The sequence below is a fragment of the Fodinibius salsisoli genome (genome assembly GCF_026229185.1).
GTDB classification, from domain to species: Bacteria; Bacteroidota; Rhodothermia; order Balneolales; family Balneolaceae; genus Fodinibius; species Fodinibius salsisoli.
This window is the reverse complement of the sequence record NZ_JAGGJA010000011.1, coordinates 48,644-67,469: the sequence shown is the minus strand read 5'-3', so window position 1 is coordinate 67,469 and position 18,826 is coordinate 48,644. Positions and strand designations below refer to the sequence as shown.

The following is an 18,826-nucleotide window of genomic DNA, read 5'->3' as shown; positions in this document are numbered from 1 at the left end:
TACAAAGAAGAATTGCTACGGCAGATCTTTTTTTGACTCAATACTTAACCGATTAAGCAAAAGGGGATGCATAGGTTACTTTACCGGTTAAATCAATCTGATAATGAATAACTACAACTATAATAGGGTGATAATATGGGAAATATGATTCGAATTTTACCTCGAACACTGTGTTTGCTGGTCAGCATTGTTTTTGGTGCTGTTATCGTAGGGCAAGCACAACAGATAAGTGGAACCGTTACTGATGCGGCCACAGGTGAGACGATACCTGGAGCCAATGTATATATATCAGAATTACAAAAAGGGGCAGCCACCAATGCTGAAGGCGAATATGAGATAACCAATGTAGAACCGGGCAGTTATAGTCTGACCGCTTCTTATGTGGGTTATGAACAATATCAAACAACTATTACAGTCGCTGATGAAGATCTAACACTGGATATCCAATTAACACAGAGTGTGGAGATTGGCGAAGAAGTGGTCGTAGTGGGTTATGGAACCCAGGAAAAAAGCGATGTTACCGGTTCGGTATCTTCGGTATCAGCTGAAGAGTTAAATGAGGTTGCAATTTCTTCGATTGACCAAGGACTGCAGGGACGTACCGCAGGAGTGGTTGTAAGTTCTGTTGGAACCAAACCTGGTTCTACCGGTGATGTCCGCATCCGTGGTAACCGTTCATTAGAAGCTAATAACGATCCCTTATATGTGGTAGATGGAGTCCCTATTTCCGGTGGACTCAGGGATATTAATCCTTCAAGCATCCAATCTATTGAAGTTCTTAAAGATGCCTCCGCGACGGCTATTTATGGTGCACGTGGATCAAACGGTGTTATTATTGTAACGACCAACAGAGGCTATAATGGAGAGTTGTCGGTCAATTATAACGGCTCTGTTGGGTTTTCAAAAGCACTGGGGAAAGTTGACCGCATGAATGGTGAAGAATATGCAGAGCTAAATCGAGAAGCCCATCGTGCCGCAGGACAATATGAGGACGATTCTCAATTCCTCGATCCTGCTGAGCTTGAAAAGCTAAATAATGGCGAATGGATCGACTACCAAGGTCGTATATTACAGACAGGAGTGCGCCATAATCATAACCTGGGGATATCCGGTGGTAACGAGAATACACAATTTCACGTCTCTTTTGGCGGCCTATTAGAAGAAGGCATTTTAGCGCCCGAAGATTTTAGCCGATATAATGCCCAGATCAATATTGATATGGATATTTCCGATAACTTTACTATCGGGACTACCACTTTAGCCAGTTACAGTGAGCGTAATGGCGCCGACCGTAACTACTATGGTGAAGCGCTTTCCAACAGTCCGTTGGGCAGTCCATTTGATGAAGAAGGGAACTTAGTATTCCAGCCTATAAACGATGGCCAGCGTTCAAATCCACTTATTGAGGTATTGCCTGACACCTATGTTGAGGAAGAAAAACGGCAGCGGCTGTTAAGTAACATTTATGGTGAATTCCGGTTTACCGATAACCTGAGTTTCAGGATGAATTTTGCACCGGACATTCAGTATGAACGCCGAAGTGACTTCCAGGCTTCACGGTCGAGATCCCAATTTCTTGGACCATCAGCGGCCCAGAAGGAAGAGGATTTTACTTTTGAATATACTTGGGAAAATATTATTCAATATGAGCAAACACTGGCGGAGCGTCATTCCATTGACCTGACCGGGTTGCTTAGTATACAGGAAAGGCAGCTTGAAACTTCTGCAATGGGAGTAAGGGGCATACCTATTCAGTCTATGGAACATCACAATTTTGGTGCTGCCCAGGAGATCTTGAATTCAGAGACGAGTTTCGAAAAGTGGAACTTGCTTTCAACCATGCTCCGGGCTAATTATAATTATGATGACCGATACCTGTTGACAGCAACAGGTCGGGTGGATGGCTCTTCTCGTTTTGGTGATAATAATAAATATGGAGTCTTCCCCTCGGTAGCCTTATCCTGGAATATTGCTAATGAAGATTTCTTTAATAGTGATGGATTTTTAAATGATCTCAGGTTACGCTTAAGCTGGGGGAAAACAGGCCAGACCGGTATTGATGCCTATCAAACACTGGCACTGTTGGACCGAACCACCTATAACTACGGAGACGATTTAGCCTATGGTTATCAACCCGATCAGATTGCCAATCCTGATTTAAAGTGGGAAACCACAACAAGTACAAATTTAGGATTGGAGTTTGCAATTCTTGATTCCCGAATTTCCGGTAGCGTAGATGTATATCAACAGAATACCAAAGACCTTCTTCTGTTGCGACAGCTTCCAATGACCAGTGGTTATGGCAGTATTCTTGAAAACGTAGGATCCACTAAAAACACCGGAATTGAGTTCTCTGTGTCTACCGTCAACGTTCAATCTGATGATAATAATGGGTTCCAATGGACCACCGATTTTAATATCGCATCCAATAAAGAAGAGATCGTAGAGCTTTACGGTGGAGGCGAAGATGATGTTGGTAATGGATGGTTTATCGGAAAACCCATCAATGTATTCTATGGATATGATCAGGTTGGAATTTGGCAGTCTGATGAAGCAGATTTGGCTTCCAGCTATAACCAGATACCCGGAGAAATTCGCGTTGAAGATGTCAATGGCGATGAGCAGATTAATGCTGATGATCGTGAGATTCTTGGCCAGGAGATGCCCAAATGGAGTGGAGGAATGACCAATCGCTTTAACTACAAAGGGGTCGATTTCTCTTTCTTCTTATATATGGTCTTCGGTAATACTATTGATAGCGGAATTCATGACACAGCCATGGTTGGACGATACAATAATCATGATGTAGACTATTGGACTCCTGACAATCCGGTTAACAGACATCCCAGACCTACCATTAACAGGGAATACCCAATTTATAACGAAGCACGCCTTCTTTATGATGGAAGCTTCATTAAGGTGCGGAATATCCAGTTAGGTTATACCATGCCGGTACAATTCGTGCAAGAGATACTGGGTGCTCAGTCGCTTCGTGTCTATGTCAGTGCAGATCAGCCATTCATGTACTCACCGTATGTTCAGGAACATGGTGGTATAGATCCAGAAAACCCTGGAACGGGTACACCTGCCCGCTGGCAAATGAATTTTGGAATCAATTTAACATTTTAATGCAACCGGATAATATTATGTTTAAGTATCGAAAAATATTTGTTTTGGTGATGATAGCTGGGCTGTTTGTTTCGTGCTCAGACTTGTTGGAAGAAGAAGTCCATACCCAGGTGTCCGACTCGCGCTATAGTACACCTGATGGATTTAATGAGGCCGTAAATGCAACCTACTACCCATTGCGAAGTTTTTATGGAACCGAGCAGGGGTTAACGGCTACCGTCTTTGGAACCGATACCTATAGGGAAGGAGCTGACGGTGGATATAAATACATGAACCGCTACAGCAATGAGCTCGATTCATTCGATTATATTACCGAATGGATTTGGCAAAATATGTATGAAGGTATCAATATTGCCAATACGGTTCTGGCACGGGCCGAATCCGGGGTTGAAGGAATAAGTCAGGAAGTGGTAACACGCAGATCCGCTGAAGCTCGGTTTTTGAGAGGGCAATACTATTTTATTCTCGTCCAAATGTTCGGGGCCGTACACTTGACCACGGAAGAGACTGAGGGCGTAGAATTGGAGGCCTCTCGCACACCGGTACCACAGGTTTATGAGCAAATAATTTCAGACCTGGAGTTTGCCATTGCCAATTTACCGGTAGAGGCCGAACAGGCCGGACGCGCTACAAAGCCTGCTTCCGAACATCTGCTGGCCCGTGTTTATTTGACCAAAGCTACTTCCGAAGCAGGAGCATCGGGTGACTATCAGCAAGCAGCTGATCTGGCTGAAACGGTCATTAATGACTATGACTTCACCCTGCTGGATGATTTCGGCGATGTGCATGCTGTGGGTAATGAACAAAATGCTGAGGTCATCTGGGCGGTACAGTATTCCCCCAACCCGCTTGCAAATGAGTCGGCCGATGACAAAAATGGAAACTCTTCTCATCTCTATTTCAACTTCCCTTATGACCAAGAGCCCGGTCTGTTTAGAACAGTCGAATTCGGTCGACCATGGCGACGATTCCGACCTACGCTCTTTACGACTCAGGAAATGTTTAATATTGATGACCGAGATGTAGACTCTCGTTATGAGAAAAGCTTCAAGCTGACTTTCCGTGTCATTGACCCTGGGACTTATGAAGTGGATGGCGTAGAGAAAGACTTTGCCGAAGGTGATACGGCCATTTGGTTCCCGGGCTATAATATGCCGCTGGAAGAACAACAGCAGCAGGATACGCAGGTAATCACCCCTGAAGAATATAACTCTATTAATTTTCCACCGCTGTGGAAACACGCTGACCCGAATCGAGCGAGTGTTAATGTAACGGCTGGTTCACGTAATTGGTTGGCCTTCCGCCTTGCTGAGACCCATCTGATTGCAGCAGAAGCTTATTTCATGATGAATGGGGCAGGTTCTGTAAATGCAATTGATCATCTGAATGCCGTACGAGAACGTGCCGCTTGGCCAGGTCAGGAGGTAACGATGACTTCGCGTACTGCAACTGCTCTCGCTGAGGATGGTATAGATTTTATCCTGGATGAACGAGGACGTGAGCTGCTGGGTGAAGGCTTCCGCTGGTTTGATTTGGTTCGGACCGACAAGCTGCTGGAACGAGCCAAGGCTCATAATCCGGATGTAGTGCCTCCACTTGGAAATCTGCAGGAGTATCACAAGCTTCGTCCCATACCTCAGGGCCAAATTGACCGTACAGAAGGCGGAAGCGATTCCTTTCCCCAAAATAGGGGCTATTAATTTTAGCAAATGATGCAAATAAACTATAATTAAAGTCTTTAGGGGTTGAGATATCTAACCATTATCCAATCCCTCTTGGCTTTTCCTGAAAGGATTCTAATTAACTAAATAACTGATAACGCAAGAACTGAAATAATGAATATTTCTGATTTGGAGAAAATCGACGGTAATACCTATCCCGCACGTCGGCTCACAAAGAATATCGCGGGAGGAGTTTCTTCTATCCAAGCTGAAAACTTTTGCATGGGACTTGTTACGCTTGAACCCAATGGCGGACAAGTGCCTTGGCATAATCATCCGGAAGAAGAAATATATACGATACTGGAAGGCGTAGGAGAAATATGTCTTGGAACAGAACGCTCCGAAATCTATTCAGGCCAAACCGTTTATATACCGTCTAATGAGTTTCACCAATTAACAAATATTGGTGAAACTCCTCTCCAATTTATCTATTGTTATGGTCCGGCCGGTGATGTTGACCATTGGAAGCAAGAACTGAAGGGCACACTCCCAAAGGCTGGAGAAGAAGCCCCTCCACTTCCTGAAGGTGCTCAACCACAGTGCACGGAACCGGCGGAAGAATATAAGTAATCACTCAACGACTAAAAGAGCAATAAAAAGAAAGTAAGCATGAGTAACGAATTGACAACGCACAAGGTCGGCATTATCATGAATGGTGTTACCGGCCGGATGGGAACGAACCAGCATCTGCGGCGCTCTATTGTGCCTATTATGGAGCAAGGAGGCGTTAAAATAAATGATAACGAAGTTATTATGCCCGATCCGGTGTTGGTGGGGCGTAATCCTGTTAAGCTGGAAAAATTATCCGATGAAACCGGTATCGAAGATTGGACTACCGATCTTGACTCCGTATTAAAACAGGATAAATACCAGATTTACTTCGATGCACAACGTACGGACCTCCGGTTTGATAGCGTGGAGAAAGCGGTAGCTGCCGGCAAGGATATTTATTGCGAAAAACCGACTGCACTTACGACTTCGGATGCAGTAGAACTTCACAAAATAGCCGAATCAAAAGGTGTAAAGCATGGGGTTGTTCAGGATAAACTTTGGCTTCCGGGGCTTGCCAAACTTCGTCAGCTTAAAAAACAGGGCTTCTTTGGAGATATCCTTTCTGTGAAGGCAGATTTTGGCTATTGGGTATTTGAAGGAGATACCGTTCCTGCTCAGCGCCCCGCCTGGAATTACCGGAAGGAAGACGGCGGCGGTATTATTTTGGATATGTTCTGCCACTGGCGCTATGTCCTGGACAACCTGTTTGGAGAGGTGAAAAGAGTATCCTGCCTTGGGGCAACGCATATTGACAAACGATTTGAAGATGATGGTACACCTTACGAGGCTACCGCCGATGATGCGGCCTATGCTATTTTTGAATTAGATAACGGGGTGGTCGCTCAGTTTAACTCTTCATGGACTACCCGTGTCCGTCGCGATGATTTGGTAACTTTTCAGGTCGATGGAACAAAAGGCTCTGCAGTAGCGGGTCTTCGGGATGTATGGGTTCAGCCGTATTCCGCAACTCCCAAGCCGGTCTGGAATCCCGATATTGATACGGATGATAATTTCCGTCAGGACTGGATTGAGTTGCCAGAGCAACAGGAGTTTGATAATGCCTTCAAAATTCAATGGGAGTTATTTTTACGGCATGTAGTAAAGGATGAGCCCTTCCGATGGAACCTTCTGGAAGCTGCGAAGGGAGTACAGCTGGCAGAAATCGGTTATGAAGCTTCCGAAGAGCGTGCCTGGAAGGACGTGCCATCGCTGGTATAAAAGTTATAACTAAAAATAGGATAGCAGATAGAAATTAAATAATGGACATACAGAAGGATCTCAGTATTGAACATCTTGACCAGCTGCTGGATAATTTCTGGCAGCTTTCTGGTCAAAAAATTAACCTGATTCGCGAAGAATACGATACTACGCAGGGCTCACCGGTCTTTACCGTGGAAGGTAAATATACCACACGCGGGTGGACCGAATGGACCCAGGGATTCCAGTTTGGATCCGAAATAATACAGTTTGATGCCACCGACAATTCAGAGTATCTGGAGAAAGGTCGAAAAGCAACCGTAGAAAAAATGGCGCCTCATATTACACATATCGGGGTTCATGATCACGGGTTTAACAATGTGAGTACTTATGGTGCTTTGAGACGGCTGCTCACTAATAATCGGTTTGAGGCTGAAAGCTGGGAAAAAGAATTCTACGATCTGGCACTCAAGTCCACAGGTGCGGTACAGGCTGCACGTTGGACCAACACGGCAGAGGGGGGAGGCTTTATCTATTCTTTCAACGGGCCTCATTCTCTCTTTGTTGACACCATCCGTACTATTCGGGCACTGGCCTTGAGTCACCAATTGGGGCATTCTCTGTATGCGGAACATGATGCGAAGGTTTCTCTTCTGGGACGACTGATTGAACACGCTCGTTCCACGGCAAAATATAGCGTCTATTACGGAGAAGGCCGAGATGCCTATGATATCCGGGGACGAACCACCCATGAAGCGGTCTTTAATACCAATGATGGACAGTTTCGATGCCCAAACTCTCAACAGGGTTACTCTCCATTTTCAACCTGGACCCGAGGGTTGGCCTGGGCGATGTGTGGTTTTGCCGAACAGCTGGAGTTCATTGATTCTCTTGATAAGGAGGAGCTGGCACCTTTCGGGGGGTATGAAGATATTCGGGAGATGATGTTGAAAGCAGCTCGGGCAACCTGTGACTTTTATATAGAATACACTTCATCAGATGGTATTCCATATTGGGATACCGGTGCACCTAATCTTCATCAGTTGGGGAATTACCAAGACAAAGAAGCGGATCCCTACAATAAATATGAGCCTGTCGACAGTTCCGCGGCAGCTATTGCCGGGCAGGGACTTCTTAGGCTGGGACATTACCTTAAATCCAATGGAGAAAATGAAACAGGAGAGCGTTATTGGCAAGCAGGCCTGACGGTCACCCAAACACTTCTGGATGAGCCTTATTTAAGTACGGATGAGGACCACCAGGGGTTACTGCTCCACTCAGTGTATCATCGACCCAATGGTTGGGATCATATCCCGGATGGACAACAGATTCCTTGTGGAGAATCGAGCATGTGGGGCGATTATCACATGCGGGAGCTTGCATTGTATTTAACGCACCTTTTAAAGGATTTACCGTACTACACCTTTTTCAGTGGAACTTAAAAAAGAAGAAAGAATGAAATTAACAGCATTAGTTACCGGAGGATCGCGAGGCATCGGGTTTGCAATAGCTACAAAATTATGTCAGAATGGATATGATGTAGCAATCAATGGAGTGCGGTCGGAAGATAGAGTGCAGGATGCATTGGAAGAGCTTCGCGCTACGGGCTCTGAAGCAATCTATTGCCAGGGCGATGTTAGCTCAGCTGATGACCGGACCGCCATTATAGATAAAGTACGGTCTGAGTTTGGGCAGCTTAATGTACTTGTCAATAATGCAGGCGTAGCCCCTAAAGAGCGTAAAGATCCATTGCAAGCCACCGAAGAGAGTTATGATCGGGTAATGGACATTAACCTAAAGGGCCCTTATTTCCTGACACAACTTGCCGCACGCTGGATGGTGGAGCAAAAGGAAGAGAAAGCCAACTTTGATGCAACCATTGTAACGATAGGATCAATATCTGCTACGATTGTCTCCCCCAATAGGGGAGAATATTGCATTTCCAAAGCGGGGCTCGCCATGCATAACAAAGTATGGGCGGTTCGGCTGGCAGAATATGATATCCCGGTTTATGAAGTGAGACCTGGTATTATCGCCACTGATATGACCTCCGGAGTCACCGAAAAATATGATAAGCTAATTGCCGATGGATTGACCGTCCAGCGCCGTTGGGGACAACCCGAAGATGTTGGGAAAGCCGTATTGTCTTTGGCAGATGGGGATTTTCCATACTCATCCGGAGAAGTAATGATGGTTGACGGCGGATTGTCAGTGCAGCGGCTATGAGCATTTAAGATTTAATATCAAATTGGATACTACTAAAGATTAGCATTATGGATTATGAAACAGAAGAAATAGAAGAGGAAAACAAAGAGCAAAAAAAGGGGATGGGGCCTGAAGTCGCAGAAAACGGTCCGCCAGGTGCTGTTAAATGGGGCGGCTTCTTCGGAGGCCTGTTCCTATTTTTCCTGATGTTGTTTTCAAGCTCCCCAGAGGGACTTAGCCTTGCAGGTTGGCGAACTGCTGCTGTTGCTACACTGATGGCAATTTGGTGGGTTACAGAAGTCATCCCTATCTCAGGGACCGCACTTTTGCCTATTGTTTTATTTCCTGTCCTTGGAGTGGTCGATGTAGGAGCTGCCGCCGCACCCTATGCGGATCCGATGATCTATCTGTTCTTGGGGGGCTTCATCATTGCTATTGCCATGCAGCGATGGGACCTTCATCGCAGAATAGCCCTCAATATTATCAATTTCATTGGGGCGCAGCCGAGGAATATTATTTTTGGATTTATTGTCTCCTCTGCCTTCATGAGCATGTGGGTAAGCAATACGGCCGCTACCATGATGATGCTGCCCATTGGCCTTTCGGTTATTCAATTACTAAAAGACAATAAGACGGATCCGAAAGAGTCAGCCCAGTATAGAAATTTTGCCGTGGCCCTGATGCTGGCCATTGCCTATGCAGCCAATGTCGGAGGCTTAGGGACGGTCATCGGTACGCCGACCAATGCCCTGTTAATTGCTTTTGTAAATGATGCTTATGGGGTAGAAATCAGTTTTGTCCAGTGGATGTCGTTGGGTATTCCCGTTGTGATATTAGGATTACCGATCATTTTCTATACGTTAGCCAATATCGTTTTTCCTATTCGCTTAAAATCGTTGCCCGGCGGTAAAGAGTATATCCAGAATGAGATGAATCGGTTGGGACAAATATCAAATCCGGAGAAAAAGGTGGCTACGGTTTTTATTCTGGTAGCCCTGCTCTGGATGACACGGCCGCTGCTTGAACAATTTATTCCGGGGCTTTCGGATGCGAGTATCGCTATCTTTGGAGCCTTGCTGCTCTTCATCATTCCCGTGAATCTAAAGAAATCCATTTTCCTGATGCGTTGGAAAGATGCAGAAGACCTGCCGTGGGGAGTGCTCATCCTTTTTGGTGGAGGCTTATCGTTAGCCGGAGCCATCCAGAAAACGGGATTGGCCGAATGGGTTGGCGGCTATTTTGAAATTCTGGGAGGATGGCCTGTCATCCTGATTATATTCGTCATTTCGGGTATTATCCTCATGTTTACTGAGCTTGCCAGCAATTCTGCTACCGCGGCAGCCTTTTTGCCGGTTATCGGATCGGTGGCCATTGGTATAGGACAAGATCCCTTGCTATTTGCCGTTCCTGTTACCATGGTTGCCAGTTGTGCATTCATGCTGCCGGTCGCTACGCCACCTAATGCCATTGTTTATGGAAGTGGGATCATGGATATCCCTCAAATGGCCCGTGCCGGACTGGTGCTAAACATGTTTTTTGCCATTCTTATTACGCTTTTAACTTATTTCGCTTTTACCCTTATTTTGGGGATCGATATCGGAGTTGTTCCCGAAGGACTGAGTTCAATTTTAAGTTAACAATTACTCATGTATTTGAAATCAGCATCTATATTTTTTGCACAGCTTTTGGCTGTATTGCTGCTGGCACTTCATCCAGTGGAGACCGTGGCTCAATATTCAATTACGGTAACGGCTGGGGGCATTGATCGAGCTGAAAGCGTCGTATCAGTTACCTTTCCGGATTCGGTTGCCCCGGGCGTATATGCCCTGGAAGATGGATCGGGAAATACTGTTCCCATTCAGGTCAACGAACATAATATGGGCTTATTTATTATAGATAAGCTTTCCGCAGGCGATTCAGAGATCTATCATTTTTCCGGAGAAGCGGCTTCATCAGTCGGAGCGTCGCAGGTCAACTATACCGCTGATGAAAATACGTTTACTTTCCAAAAAGATGGCAAGCCGGTATTGTCGTATTATTATGATTCTAATAACCCGCCCACGGAATTAGATCATCGGTATAAGCGGGCGGGCTATATTCATCCGGCCTACACTCCCAACGGTGTTTCTTTAACCAATCACCTGGATACCCAAATGCATCCGCACCATTATGGTATTTGGTCGGCCTGGACAAAAACCAAATTCCAGGGACGTTCACCCGACTTTTGGAACCAGCAGGATGAAACGGGTCGAGTCGATCATGCCGATTCTCTGGATAAGGTCTGGGAGGGACCGGTGTATGGAGGACTCAAAGCAACCAATTATTTTGTGGATATATCAGGTTCTGCACCTGTTATTGGCCTCAATGAGGAATGGCAGACAAAAATATATAATATTTCCGGTACTGATAAGCAGGAGTATAACCTCTTCGATCTTAAACTCACGCACACTGCGAATTCCGGTCAACCGCTTACCTTGCCAACCTACCATTACGGGGGATTGGCTTTTCGAGGTCACCAACAGTGGGATAATCCGGACAACGTTTCTTTTCTCACTTCCGCGGGCTATGACCGCAGCAATGGCAACGAAACCCGCGCACGATGGGTGCATGTAGGAGGACAGGTTAATGGCAAACAGGTGGGCGTAGCTATACTGAGCCACCCCGATAATTTTCGTTCTCCCCAGCCGGTACGCATTAATCCCAGTACACCTTATTTTGTGTATGCTCCCATGCAATTGGGGGATTTTAAAATTAAGCCCGGTTCACCTTATTTAATGCGCTACCGTTTTGTAACTTACGATGGTGAACCAGATGTGGATGCATTAAATCATCTATGGAAAGATTATGCCTATCCTCCGGGAGTAACAGTTACTGCGGAGTAGAACCTGAGATAAGAAGTATCTGAACCCTAATTTTGTACTATGTTTTTGAGTGTTACCAACCGTAAGAATGTTTCATTTAATGATCCCCAAAAATGGTTCCAGCTTTCTTTGCTGGCACTGCTTATTATAGCTACTGGCTGTTCGGTAGATGAAGGCCCGCCACCTATTACCGAGCAAAATTTCAATCCCGACAGTATCGCTTCATTTGTTGAGCGAGACTTTCCTTTTATTACCACCTCCGTGGATGCAAGAGCGTTAGGAGAGGGGTTTCCAAACGACAATATTACACCTCGCTGTGTGGCCATCAAACTTGGGCAGGATGCCTATACCTGCTTCGATACCGATATGCTCCGCTGGTCGGTGGCCTGGACTGGCGATTTTTTGCCGATGGTTACAATGGCACAAATCTCTTATCGGGATTTCCACAATAAGAGCAATAAAATTCCATTAATCGCCGGCAAACCTGAAATTGCCACAGGGTTATATCCCGGCTGGACCGGAGCTGAGCCACAATTTGAAGATCCGCGTTCACCGTCGCCCAATCCCGAAGCACCATCATGGGGACCCATACCACAAGAAATTGGCCGTTGGAATGGCCTGTACCTGGATGGCAACCAAGTGGTGTTAAACTACACCATGCACGGTACCCAAATTCTTGAAACGCCCGGTAGCGTGATGGATGACGAACAAAGGGCCTTCACGCGTACATTTCGCATTGATGATTTGAATCAAGCGCTCTCGCTGGTTGCTGCAGAGGTAGCCAATGGCGCAAGGAGCGAAATTGAAGGAAATCAGGCTTACCTATATCAGGGCACGGAGGAGGACTCCGTAACGGCAGTAGCCGTTGTTGGAGAAGATAGCGGGCAACAGGTACAGGTAACGGATGACCAATATGTCACTGTCCAGCTTTCTGATAGTCAAACCGAGCATCAATTTACGGTGGTGCTCTGGAAGGGGGCAGCTGCTAATATATCTTCTTTTGATCAACTGGTTACCCAAGCTCGAGAAAATAGTGAGTTTCCTGATTACCAGGAGGGCGGTCCGGACCAGTGGAACCAACGTGTTCGTACTCGTGGTCAAATTGCGCCTGATACATCGGCCTATGTTGTAGACCGCCTGACCCTGCCCATTCCCAATCCATGGAAGCGAAATGTACGGGTTGTAGATGTGGCTTTCTTTGAGGATAACAGAGCAGCCGTCGTAACTTTTGAAGGAGATGTGTGGCTAATTGAAGGCATTGATGATAAGCTCCAAGAATTGACCTGGAAACGATTTGCTTCCGGACTATACGAGACCCAAAGTATCGAGATTGTAGATGGATCCATCTACACTTTTGGTAAAGGTGGTATTACTCGTTTTCACGACTTCAATGGTGATGGCTCAGCCGATTATTACGAAAATTTCTCTAACCTGATGGACCAATCCATCGAAACAAGAGAATGGGCCAGCGGGATGGTGGGCGCTCCTGATGGGTCGTTTTATGTTTCCAAATTTGGAGCACTGGATATGGGGCCTGAAACATCCTCACCCAAAAGTATTATGGGCTTTCGGGCCGGCTCACGCTATGGAGGAACAATCACTAAGATTGCTCCTGATGGACGCAGTATTGAATACTATGCAACCGGATTTCGCGGTCCATATCTGGGTATCAATCCTGAAACAGGTGTGGTTTCATCCTCAGATCAACAGGGTCACTCAATGCCTTCCACGCCCATTAATTTAATAGATAGAGGCGATTATTATGGCGTGTCGGCAACCGCTTATCGCGATCCACTGCCAGAAACAACACCTCCGCTTACCTGGATCCCACACAGCGTAGATCGGTCCGGTTCGGGCCAGGCCTGGATTACCAGCGATAAAATGGGACCACTCAGTCGAAGTATGGTGCATCTTTCGTATGGGAAACCGGGTATCTTTAAGGTACTGATGGATAGCACCAGTGATGCCGTTCAGGGAGCTGTTTCTTTTATAGACGCTGACTATCCGGCACCAACCATGAAGGGAGATGTCAGTCCCAAAGATGGGCAACTGTATGTGGGCGGCTTCTCGCTTTGGGGTTCTGACTCGGATGTGATTAGTTCACTCATACGACTGAGATACACGGGAGAGCAGAGTCTAAAGCCCCGTGACTTTCAGGTTCGTAAACGAGGCGTTATTCTAAGTTTCGGTGCAGAACTGCATGAAGCAGCCGCCACCAATCCCGCTAACTTCCAGGTTAAGCGCTGGAATTATAAGCGTACCCAGGAATATGGATCTGGCCATTATAAACTGGATGGAAGTCCGGGTGAAGAAGTACTGCCCGTATTTTCGGCTCACTTATCCGAAGATAGAAAGTCCGTCTTTATTGCTATTCCGGATATCCAAGAAGTCCAGCAGATGGAAGTTGGCTATAACCTGGAAAGTAATGATGGAACTTTCATTAATGATCAACTTTGGTTTTCAGTGAATGATGTTGAAGAAGCCGATCTGCTGGCCCAGGGCTTCCCTAATATTAATGTTGATGAATTACTGACCGGATCAGCTACGGTTGCCAGTGCCAAGGAAACAGAAAAGCCTGTTACTGCAGAACGAGGGAAAAAACTCTTCCAGCAAACAGGTTGCATTGCCTGCCATGCAGTGGAAGGTTCGGGTGAAGGGAATGTAGGTCCAGCACTCCATGGCATCTTTGGTACGACCCGGCAACTTAAATCCGGGGAATCGGCGAAAGTGACTGCAGACTATATTGAACAGGCCATTTTAGAGCCCAGCGAACAAGTTGTAGAAGGATATGAAGGAGAGATGCCTTCTTTCTTGGGTATCCTTTCTGCCAATGAAGTAGCATCTATTACTGAATATATAAAATCACTGTCTTCGGAATAAATACCACATAATCTTGAGGATCCAGAGTGGCCGAAAATTAAGGTCCAAGGTAAGACGACCACTTTTGAGATTTCAGTACATATCTCAGTTATCCAGTTAACATTAACAGCTTTGTTTTTATTAACTGGATAACAAAATAACTAAACCTTGCCGAGTTTACGAGGTTCAACTTCCGCAATACTTCCATCTTGAAGTTTGAGTGTGCGGTGGGGATAATCACGAACGGTATCATAGTCGTGGGTTACCATAAGGACGGCCATACCCCGATTGTTAATCTTCTGAAGAAGCTCCATGATAGAAGCTGAAGCTTCGGGATCAAGATTACCAGTGGGCTCATCGGCCAGCATAATTCGGGGTTCATTGGCTAAAGAACGGGCAATGACAACACGCTGCTGTTCACCCCCGGATAAATCTTCGGGCATGCTTTTTCGCTTGTGGCTGAGCCCAACCATGCCGAGTACTTCCAGCACGCGTTGCTTAATATAGCTGCTTTTGGCACCAATAACCTTCATAGAAAAGGCAACATTCTCATAAACAGTGCGATCAGGCAGAAGCTGAAAATCCTGAAATACAATGCCCAGCCTCCGGCGAAGGTAGGGAACTTTGCTATTTGGTAAAGACGCCACATCGTAATCAGCGACTTGTATAGATCCATGATCGGGGACGAGATCTCGGTAAATAAGTCGTAAAAAAGAACTTTTACCAGCCCCTGTTTGTCCAATTAAATAGGCAAACTCCCCATTTTCAAGTGAGAAATTAATATTGTTAAGCACCGCACGATGATCGTAAGTAACCGAGACGTTCTTAAATTCTATGACTGAGTGTGTAGACATTGTAACACCATGGTTATTCTTAAACTTTCTTCATTGGCCTCTTCGAATTCAAATTCGTTATACTTCGCCACTACGGTATACGGGGTCTGATCGATAATATCAAGCATTTGTTGTAGCGTATATATTTTTTGTCGGTGGACCTCCACAAACTCCTCTTCTACGGTTTGATGGTCGGCTGATAGCTTCTGTATCTCAAACCTGTTAGTATGAATTTGTTTCTCGGCATCATACGTACTTCTCCGCAGAAAATGAAAATGATTATCGGTAGTATCTTCTTCATTATTTAGATAGTCGATAGCCTCCATAGAATTTATAGGCGTAGTGAAGTCAAATATAAGAAGACTTTTTGGACCGAGCAGTTTTTGGCACTCCTGCAGAAAACGGAGAACTTGCTTGGGCTCATGCAAATAATTAATACTGTCGAAGACACAAATAACAACATCAAAAGTACGATCAATCGTAATGTCCAGGAAGTTCATGACCGAAAAATTGACCGAACACATTCGGTCCTTATTCTTCTGGCGTGCTTTGGCGATCATCTCCGGGGATCTGTCCGTGCCCCACATTTCATAGCACTCGAGTTCATCCAGCGAGAGTGCCAGCGATCCGGTTCCACAAGCCAGCTCCATAACGCTTTCCGGATTGGGATGATGCTGGAGCATAAGCGCATCCAGGAAGTCGGCCCAAAAGTCGTAATTCACTTCCTGCATCACTGCATCATAAATTTCGGCCAGCGTCGTATAGGCTGGTCGTTCTTTAATATTCATGATCATTATTTTTTACCTTTCGGTTGGCAGATAGTTGAAGAGCCAAATCGAAAGCTTGTTCAAAGGAAGAGGGATTAGCCTGGCCTTTTCCGGCGATATCAAAGGCGGTACCATGATCGGGGGAGGTGCGAACGATCGGTAAGCCAGCAGTAAAGTTTACCCCGGTCCCGAAAGAGAGTGTTTTAAAAGGAACAAGTCCCTGGTCATGATACATCGCTAAAATACCGTCGTAATGCTCGTATTTGCGATTACCAAAAAAACCATCAGCAGCGTGGGGACCGGTCACTTCCAGTCCTTGATCTGTCAAGGTTTTAATAGCCGGAGCTATTAATTGCTGCTCTTCTTTTCCAATAATACCACCATCGCCGGCATGGGGGTTGAGTCCCAACATTGCAATGCGAGGTGCTGCTATGCCAAAATCCTGTTGCAGGCTTTGGTGCATAATGGTTGCATCACGGATGATTGATTCTTCAGTTAATGCTTCGGGGACATCCGCGATGGGAATATGGATGCTGGCAAGTCCCACCCGAAGGCCGTCATTGACCAGCATCATCAGAAAGTCGGTAGTATTTGTATGTTCAGCCAAAAACTCGGTATGGCCGGGGATATGATATCCTGCTAAGTTGACCGCCTCTTTGGATATTGGAGCGGTAACCAAGGCATCTGCCTGACCGGTTTTACAAAGCTTTAATGCCTGTTCAACCGCCTGCATCGCACAAGCCCCGGATTGTTCATTAAGGGTGCCGGGAGAAATAGCAGGTGCATCATCTTCATAAGCATGGAGCAGGTTGATTGCTTGCTCCTGGATGTTTTCAATGGAAGTAACAACCTTATAGTTAAGGTCAATACCTAATTTATCGGCATAAAAATCGATAACTGATTTCGAGGAAAGAATTATAACGGTATTATCCTTTAGTTCTCGGTTGTTAAGTGTCTTAAGAATAATCTCAGGTCCAATACCATTGATGTCTCCACTGCTTATCGCAATGCGTTGCCCCATAAAATATATCTGTGGTTCATTAAAAGTTACATAAAAATGGTTCCGCTAAACTACACAAACTGTCCATCCAAAAGCAATGATAATCAAAGTTACAACGCGGGTATCTTTATTTTAAAATACAGATTAAACTTATTGGCTTTGATCTGTAACTAATTTGAAATCTCCGAATCCAGTGGTTGCTCTAAAGACGAACTGGCGATTGGGATAAGTCCATATTTCAATGGTAGAGCCATTAGCTGGAAACCTTCGTTCTTTATTTTCAGGCGGACCAAATTTGATATAGATTTCTCCCTGATCGCTTTCATAACCTATGGTATTGTTTGTGGTGAAATTTTGGTAAGCATAGTCTATGCGCCGGTAGTATTCAGCCATCAGCTCATTATACTCTGTATCCGGGGTAGGGTCACGCTTTTCCCAAAAGGCTCTGAACTTCTGTTCCCGCGCTGACTCAGATCCGCTTCGAAGCTGATCTAACGTCTTTTCATTAACAATGTAATGAAGCATATCAATAGAGACATCAAGGCTTAGCAAGCTTCGAGGCATATTAATCCACATAGATCGGAAAGTGGTCTCAGAAGCGGGTTTTTCACTGCTCCCCTTATGGATACTTAATCTATAAAAAGAGCTGGGGAAGGTGCTGTTCGGAATGTTAAGCAGCGCATACGTAAAACCATTATCGTTAGGTGACAGCTCCAAAATATTTTCAGCCTCACTATTTTGCTTTAGAGTGGGGCGGATATTGGCATGAATATCTTCATCAGACAGCTTTTGTGTGAAAACAGTTTTAGTCTGGCTGGTATCCTTCCCAGAGACTTCAAGGCTATTTATTTTAACCGTATATTCTGCCGATGGGTCATAATTTGGGATGTAAGCCAGTGCCTGGAAATCACTTCCATACTTCACATTTTCCCCCATACTTACCAACTTAAATTGTTTGGAGCCCGAATCCTCAGACATACTGTTTCCAAGAAGAACATTGCCGGTCTCCATTTGGGGATAGGACTCAACCCGTACCGTCCGTGTTCTGGACATTCGGGGATCTGTTCCCTCGCCACGCTTCATTTGCAATACATAACTGTAGATGCCCGGCCTTAAATCTACCTTGAGGTTTCCTTGCAAAAATTTAAGTTCTGACTGGCTTTCTTCATAGGTCTCCGCATAGGCGGTATCCTCCCAAAAAGATCGTCCGGCGGTCTCCAGCCCCTCAACAGAAACATCACGCCCTTTTTTACGAAGCTGTTTTTCCGTGGCATTGAATACCTCCATGCTTAAATTGATAGGACTAAAAAAAGCTTTGGCGGGATCCTGGTTTGAAGATGATTGATTGAGCTTTTTAAATGGAAGGTAACGATAGGAAAAACTGTAGGCTGAAACTAATTGAACAGATTCTTCTGAATCGCCAGGCAGCACAAAGAAGTCAAAAAAGAGCGGTGGGCGCTGGTCGCGTATAGAAAGTTTCTGGTATTCCGAAAACCGCTGTGCATACACCTCTGTTACTGAGCAGATAGAAAGTAAAAGAAGTAAAATAGCCGAAGTACAGTAGGTTAGGTATCTCACGTTACTATCAGTTGGTTGAATGTTGGATAATTATATCACTCATCAAAAGCCAAGGTAATGAATATACAATAAACATAATCATTACTTTCGGGATTGCTAAAAATCGTTATTTTGGAAACGATAC

The 18,826-nt window shown here is 45.4% G+C and carries 13 protein-coding genes; 9 read left to right on the top strand and 4 right to left on the bottom strand.

What is annotated here, in order from left to right:
• Positions 1–144 precede the first annotated feature (144 nt).
• The 9 genes from J6I44_RS15300 (at position 145) to J6I44_RS15260 (ending at position 14,545) form a co-directional block, all read left to right on the top strand.
• On the top strand, positions 145–3,129 hold the full coding sequence (locus J6I44_RS15300; RefSeq protein WP_265767028.1) for a SusC/RagA family TonB-linked outer membrane protein: 2,985 nt from the start codon (positions 145–147) through the stop codon (positions 3,127–3,129).
• 17 nt (positions 3,130–3,146) lie between these two features.
• A complete protein-coding gene (locus J6I44_RS15295; protein ID WP_265767027.1) occupies positions 3,147–4,829 on the top strand; it encodes a RagB/SusD family nutrient uptake outer membrane protein in 1,683 nt (560 codons plus the stop codon).
• A gap of 135 nt (positions 4,830–4,964) precedes the next feature.
• The gene (locus tag J6I44_RS15290; protein ID WP_265767026.1) at positions 4,965–5,420 is read left to right on the top strand and encodes a dimethylsulfonioproprionate lyase family protein; all 456 of its coding nucleotides are present in this window, start codon (positions 4,965–4,967) and stop codon (positions 5,418–5,420) included.
• Between the two features lie 39 nt (positions 5,421–5,459).
• Positions 5,460–6,620 (top strand): Gfo/Idh/MocA family protein, encoded by a 1,161-nt coding sequence (locus J6I44_RS15285; protein WP_265767025.1) that lies wholly within the window; start codon positions 5,460–5,462, stop codon positions 6,618–6,620.
• 41 nt (positions 6,621–6,661) lie between these two features.
• Positions 6,662–8,041, top strand: coding sequence for a hypothetical protein (locus J6I44_RS15280; protein ID WP_265767024.1), 1,380 nt, complete (start codon positions 6,662–6,664; stop codon positions 8,039–8,041).
• Positions 8,042–8,054: 13 nt separating this feature from the next.
• Complete coding sequence (locus J6I44_RS15275; RefSeq protein ID WP_265767023.1) at positions 8,055–8,825, top strand: 3-ketoacyl-ACP reductase; 771 nt, start codon at positions 8,055–8,057, stop codon at positions 8,823–8,825.
• Between the two features lie 47 nt (positions 8,826–8,872).
• Positions 8,873–10,441: an SLC13 family permease gene (locus J6I44_RS15270; protein ID WP_265767022.1), complete on the top strand. Its 1,569-nt coding sequence runs from the start codon at positions 8,873–8,875 to the stop codon at positions 10,439–10,441.
• Between the two features lie 9 nt (positions 10,442–10,450).
• Positions 10,451–11,686 carry a DUF6807 domain-containing protein gene (locus J6I44_RS15265; protein ID WP_265767021.1) on the top strand — a complete coding sequence of 412 codons (1,236 nt, stop codon included), beginning with the start codon at positions 10,451–10,453 and terminating at the stop codon, positions 11,684–11,686.
• A gap of 39 nt (positions 11,687–11,725) precedes the next feature.
• The gene (locus J6I44_RS15260; RefSeq protein WP_265767020.1) at positions 11,726–14,545 is read left to right on the top strand and encodes a DUF6797 domain-containing protein; all 2,820 of its coding nucleotides are present in this window, start codon (positions 11,726–11,728) and stop codon (positions 14,543–14,545) included.
• A 140-nt stretch (positions 14,546–14,685) separates the two neighbouring features.
• On the opposite strand, the gene ftsE is transcribed toward J6I44_RS15260, so the two are convergent.
• From ftsE to J6I44_RS20925, 4 genes are all read right to left on the bottom strand, one after another.
• Positions 14,686–15,378: a cell division ATP-binding protein FtsE gene (gene ftsE / locus J6I44_RS15255; protein ID WP_265767019.1), complete on the bottom strand. Its 693-nt coding sequence runs from the start codon at positions 15,376–15,378 to the stop codon at positions 14,686–14,688.
• Positions 15,357–16,145 (bottom strand): class I SAM-dependent DNA methyltransferase, encoded by a 789-nt coding sequence (locus J6I44_RS15250; protein WP_265767018.1) that lies wholly within the window; start codon positions 16,143–16,145, stop codon positions 15,357–15,359. Before J6I44_RS15250 ends, ftsE begins: the two co-directional genes overlap by 22 nt.
• Positions 16,135–17,145 carry a 4-hydroxythreonine-4-phosphate dehydrogenase PdxA gene (pdxA, locus tag J6I44_RS15245; RefSeq protein ID WP_265767017.1) on the bottom strand — a complete coding sequence of 337 codons (1,011 nt, stop codon included), beginning with the start codon at positions 17,143–17,145 and terminating at the stop codon, positions 16,135–16,137. Before pdxA ends, J6I44_RS15250 begins: the two co-directional genes overlap by 11 nt.
• A 129-nt stretch (positions 17,146–17,274) precedes the next feature.
• Complete coding sequence (locus J6I44_RS20925) at positions 17,275–18,702, bottom strand: GWxTD domain-containing protein (protein ID WP_265767016.1); 1,428 nt, start codon at positions 18,700–18,702, stop codon at positions 17,275–17,277.
• Between the last annotated feature and the right edge of the window lie 124 nt (positions 18,703–18,826).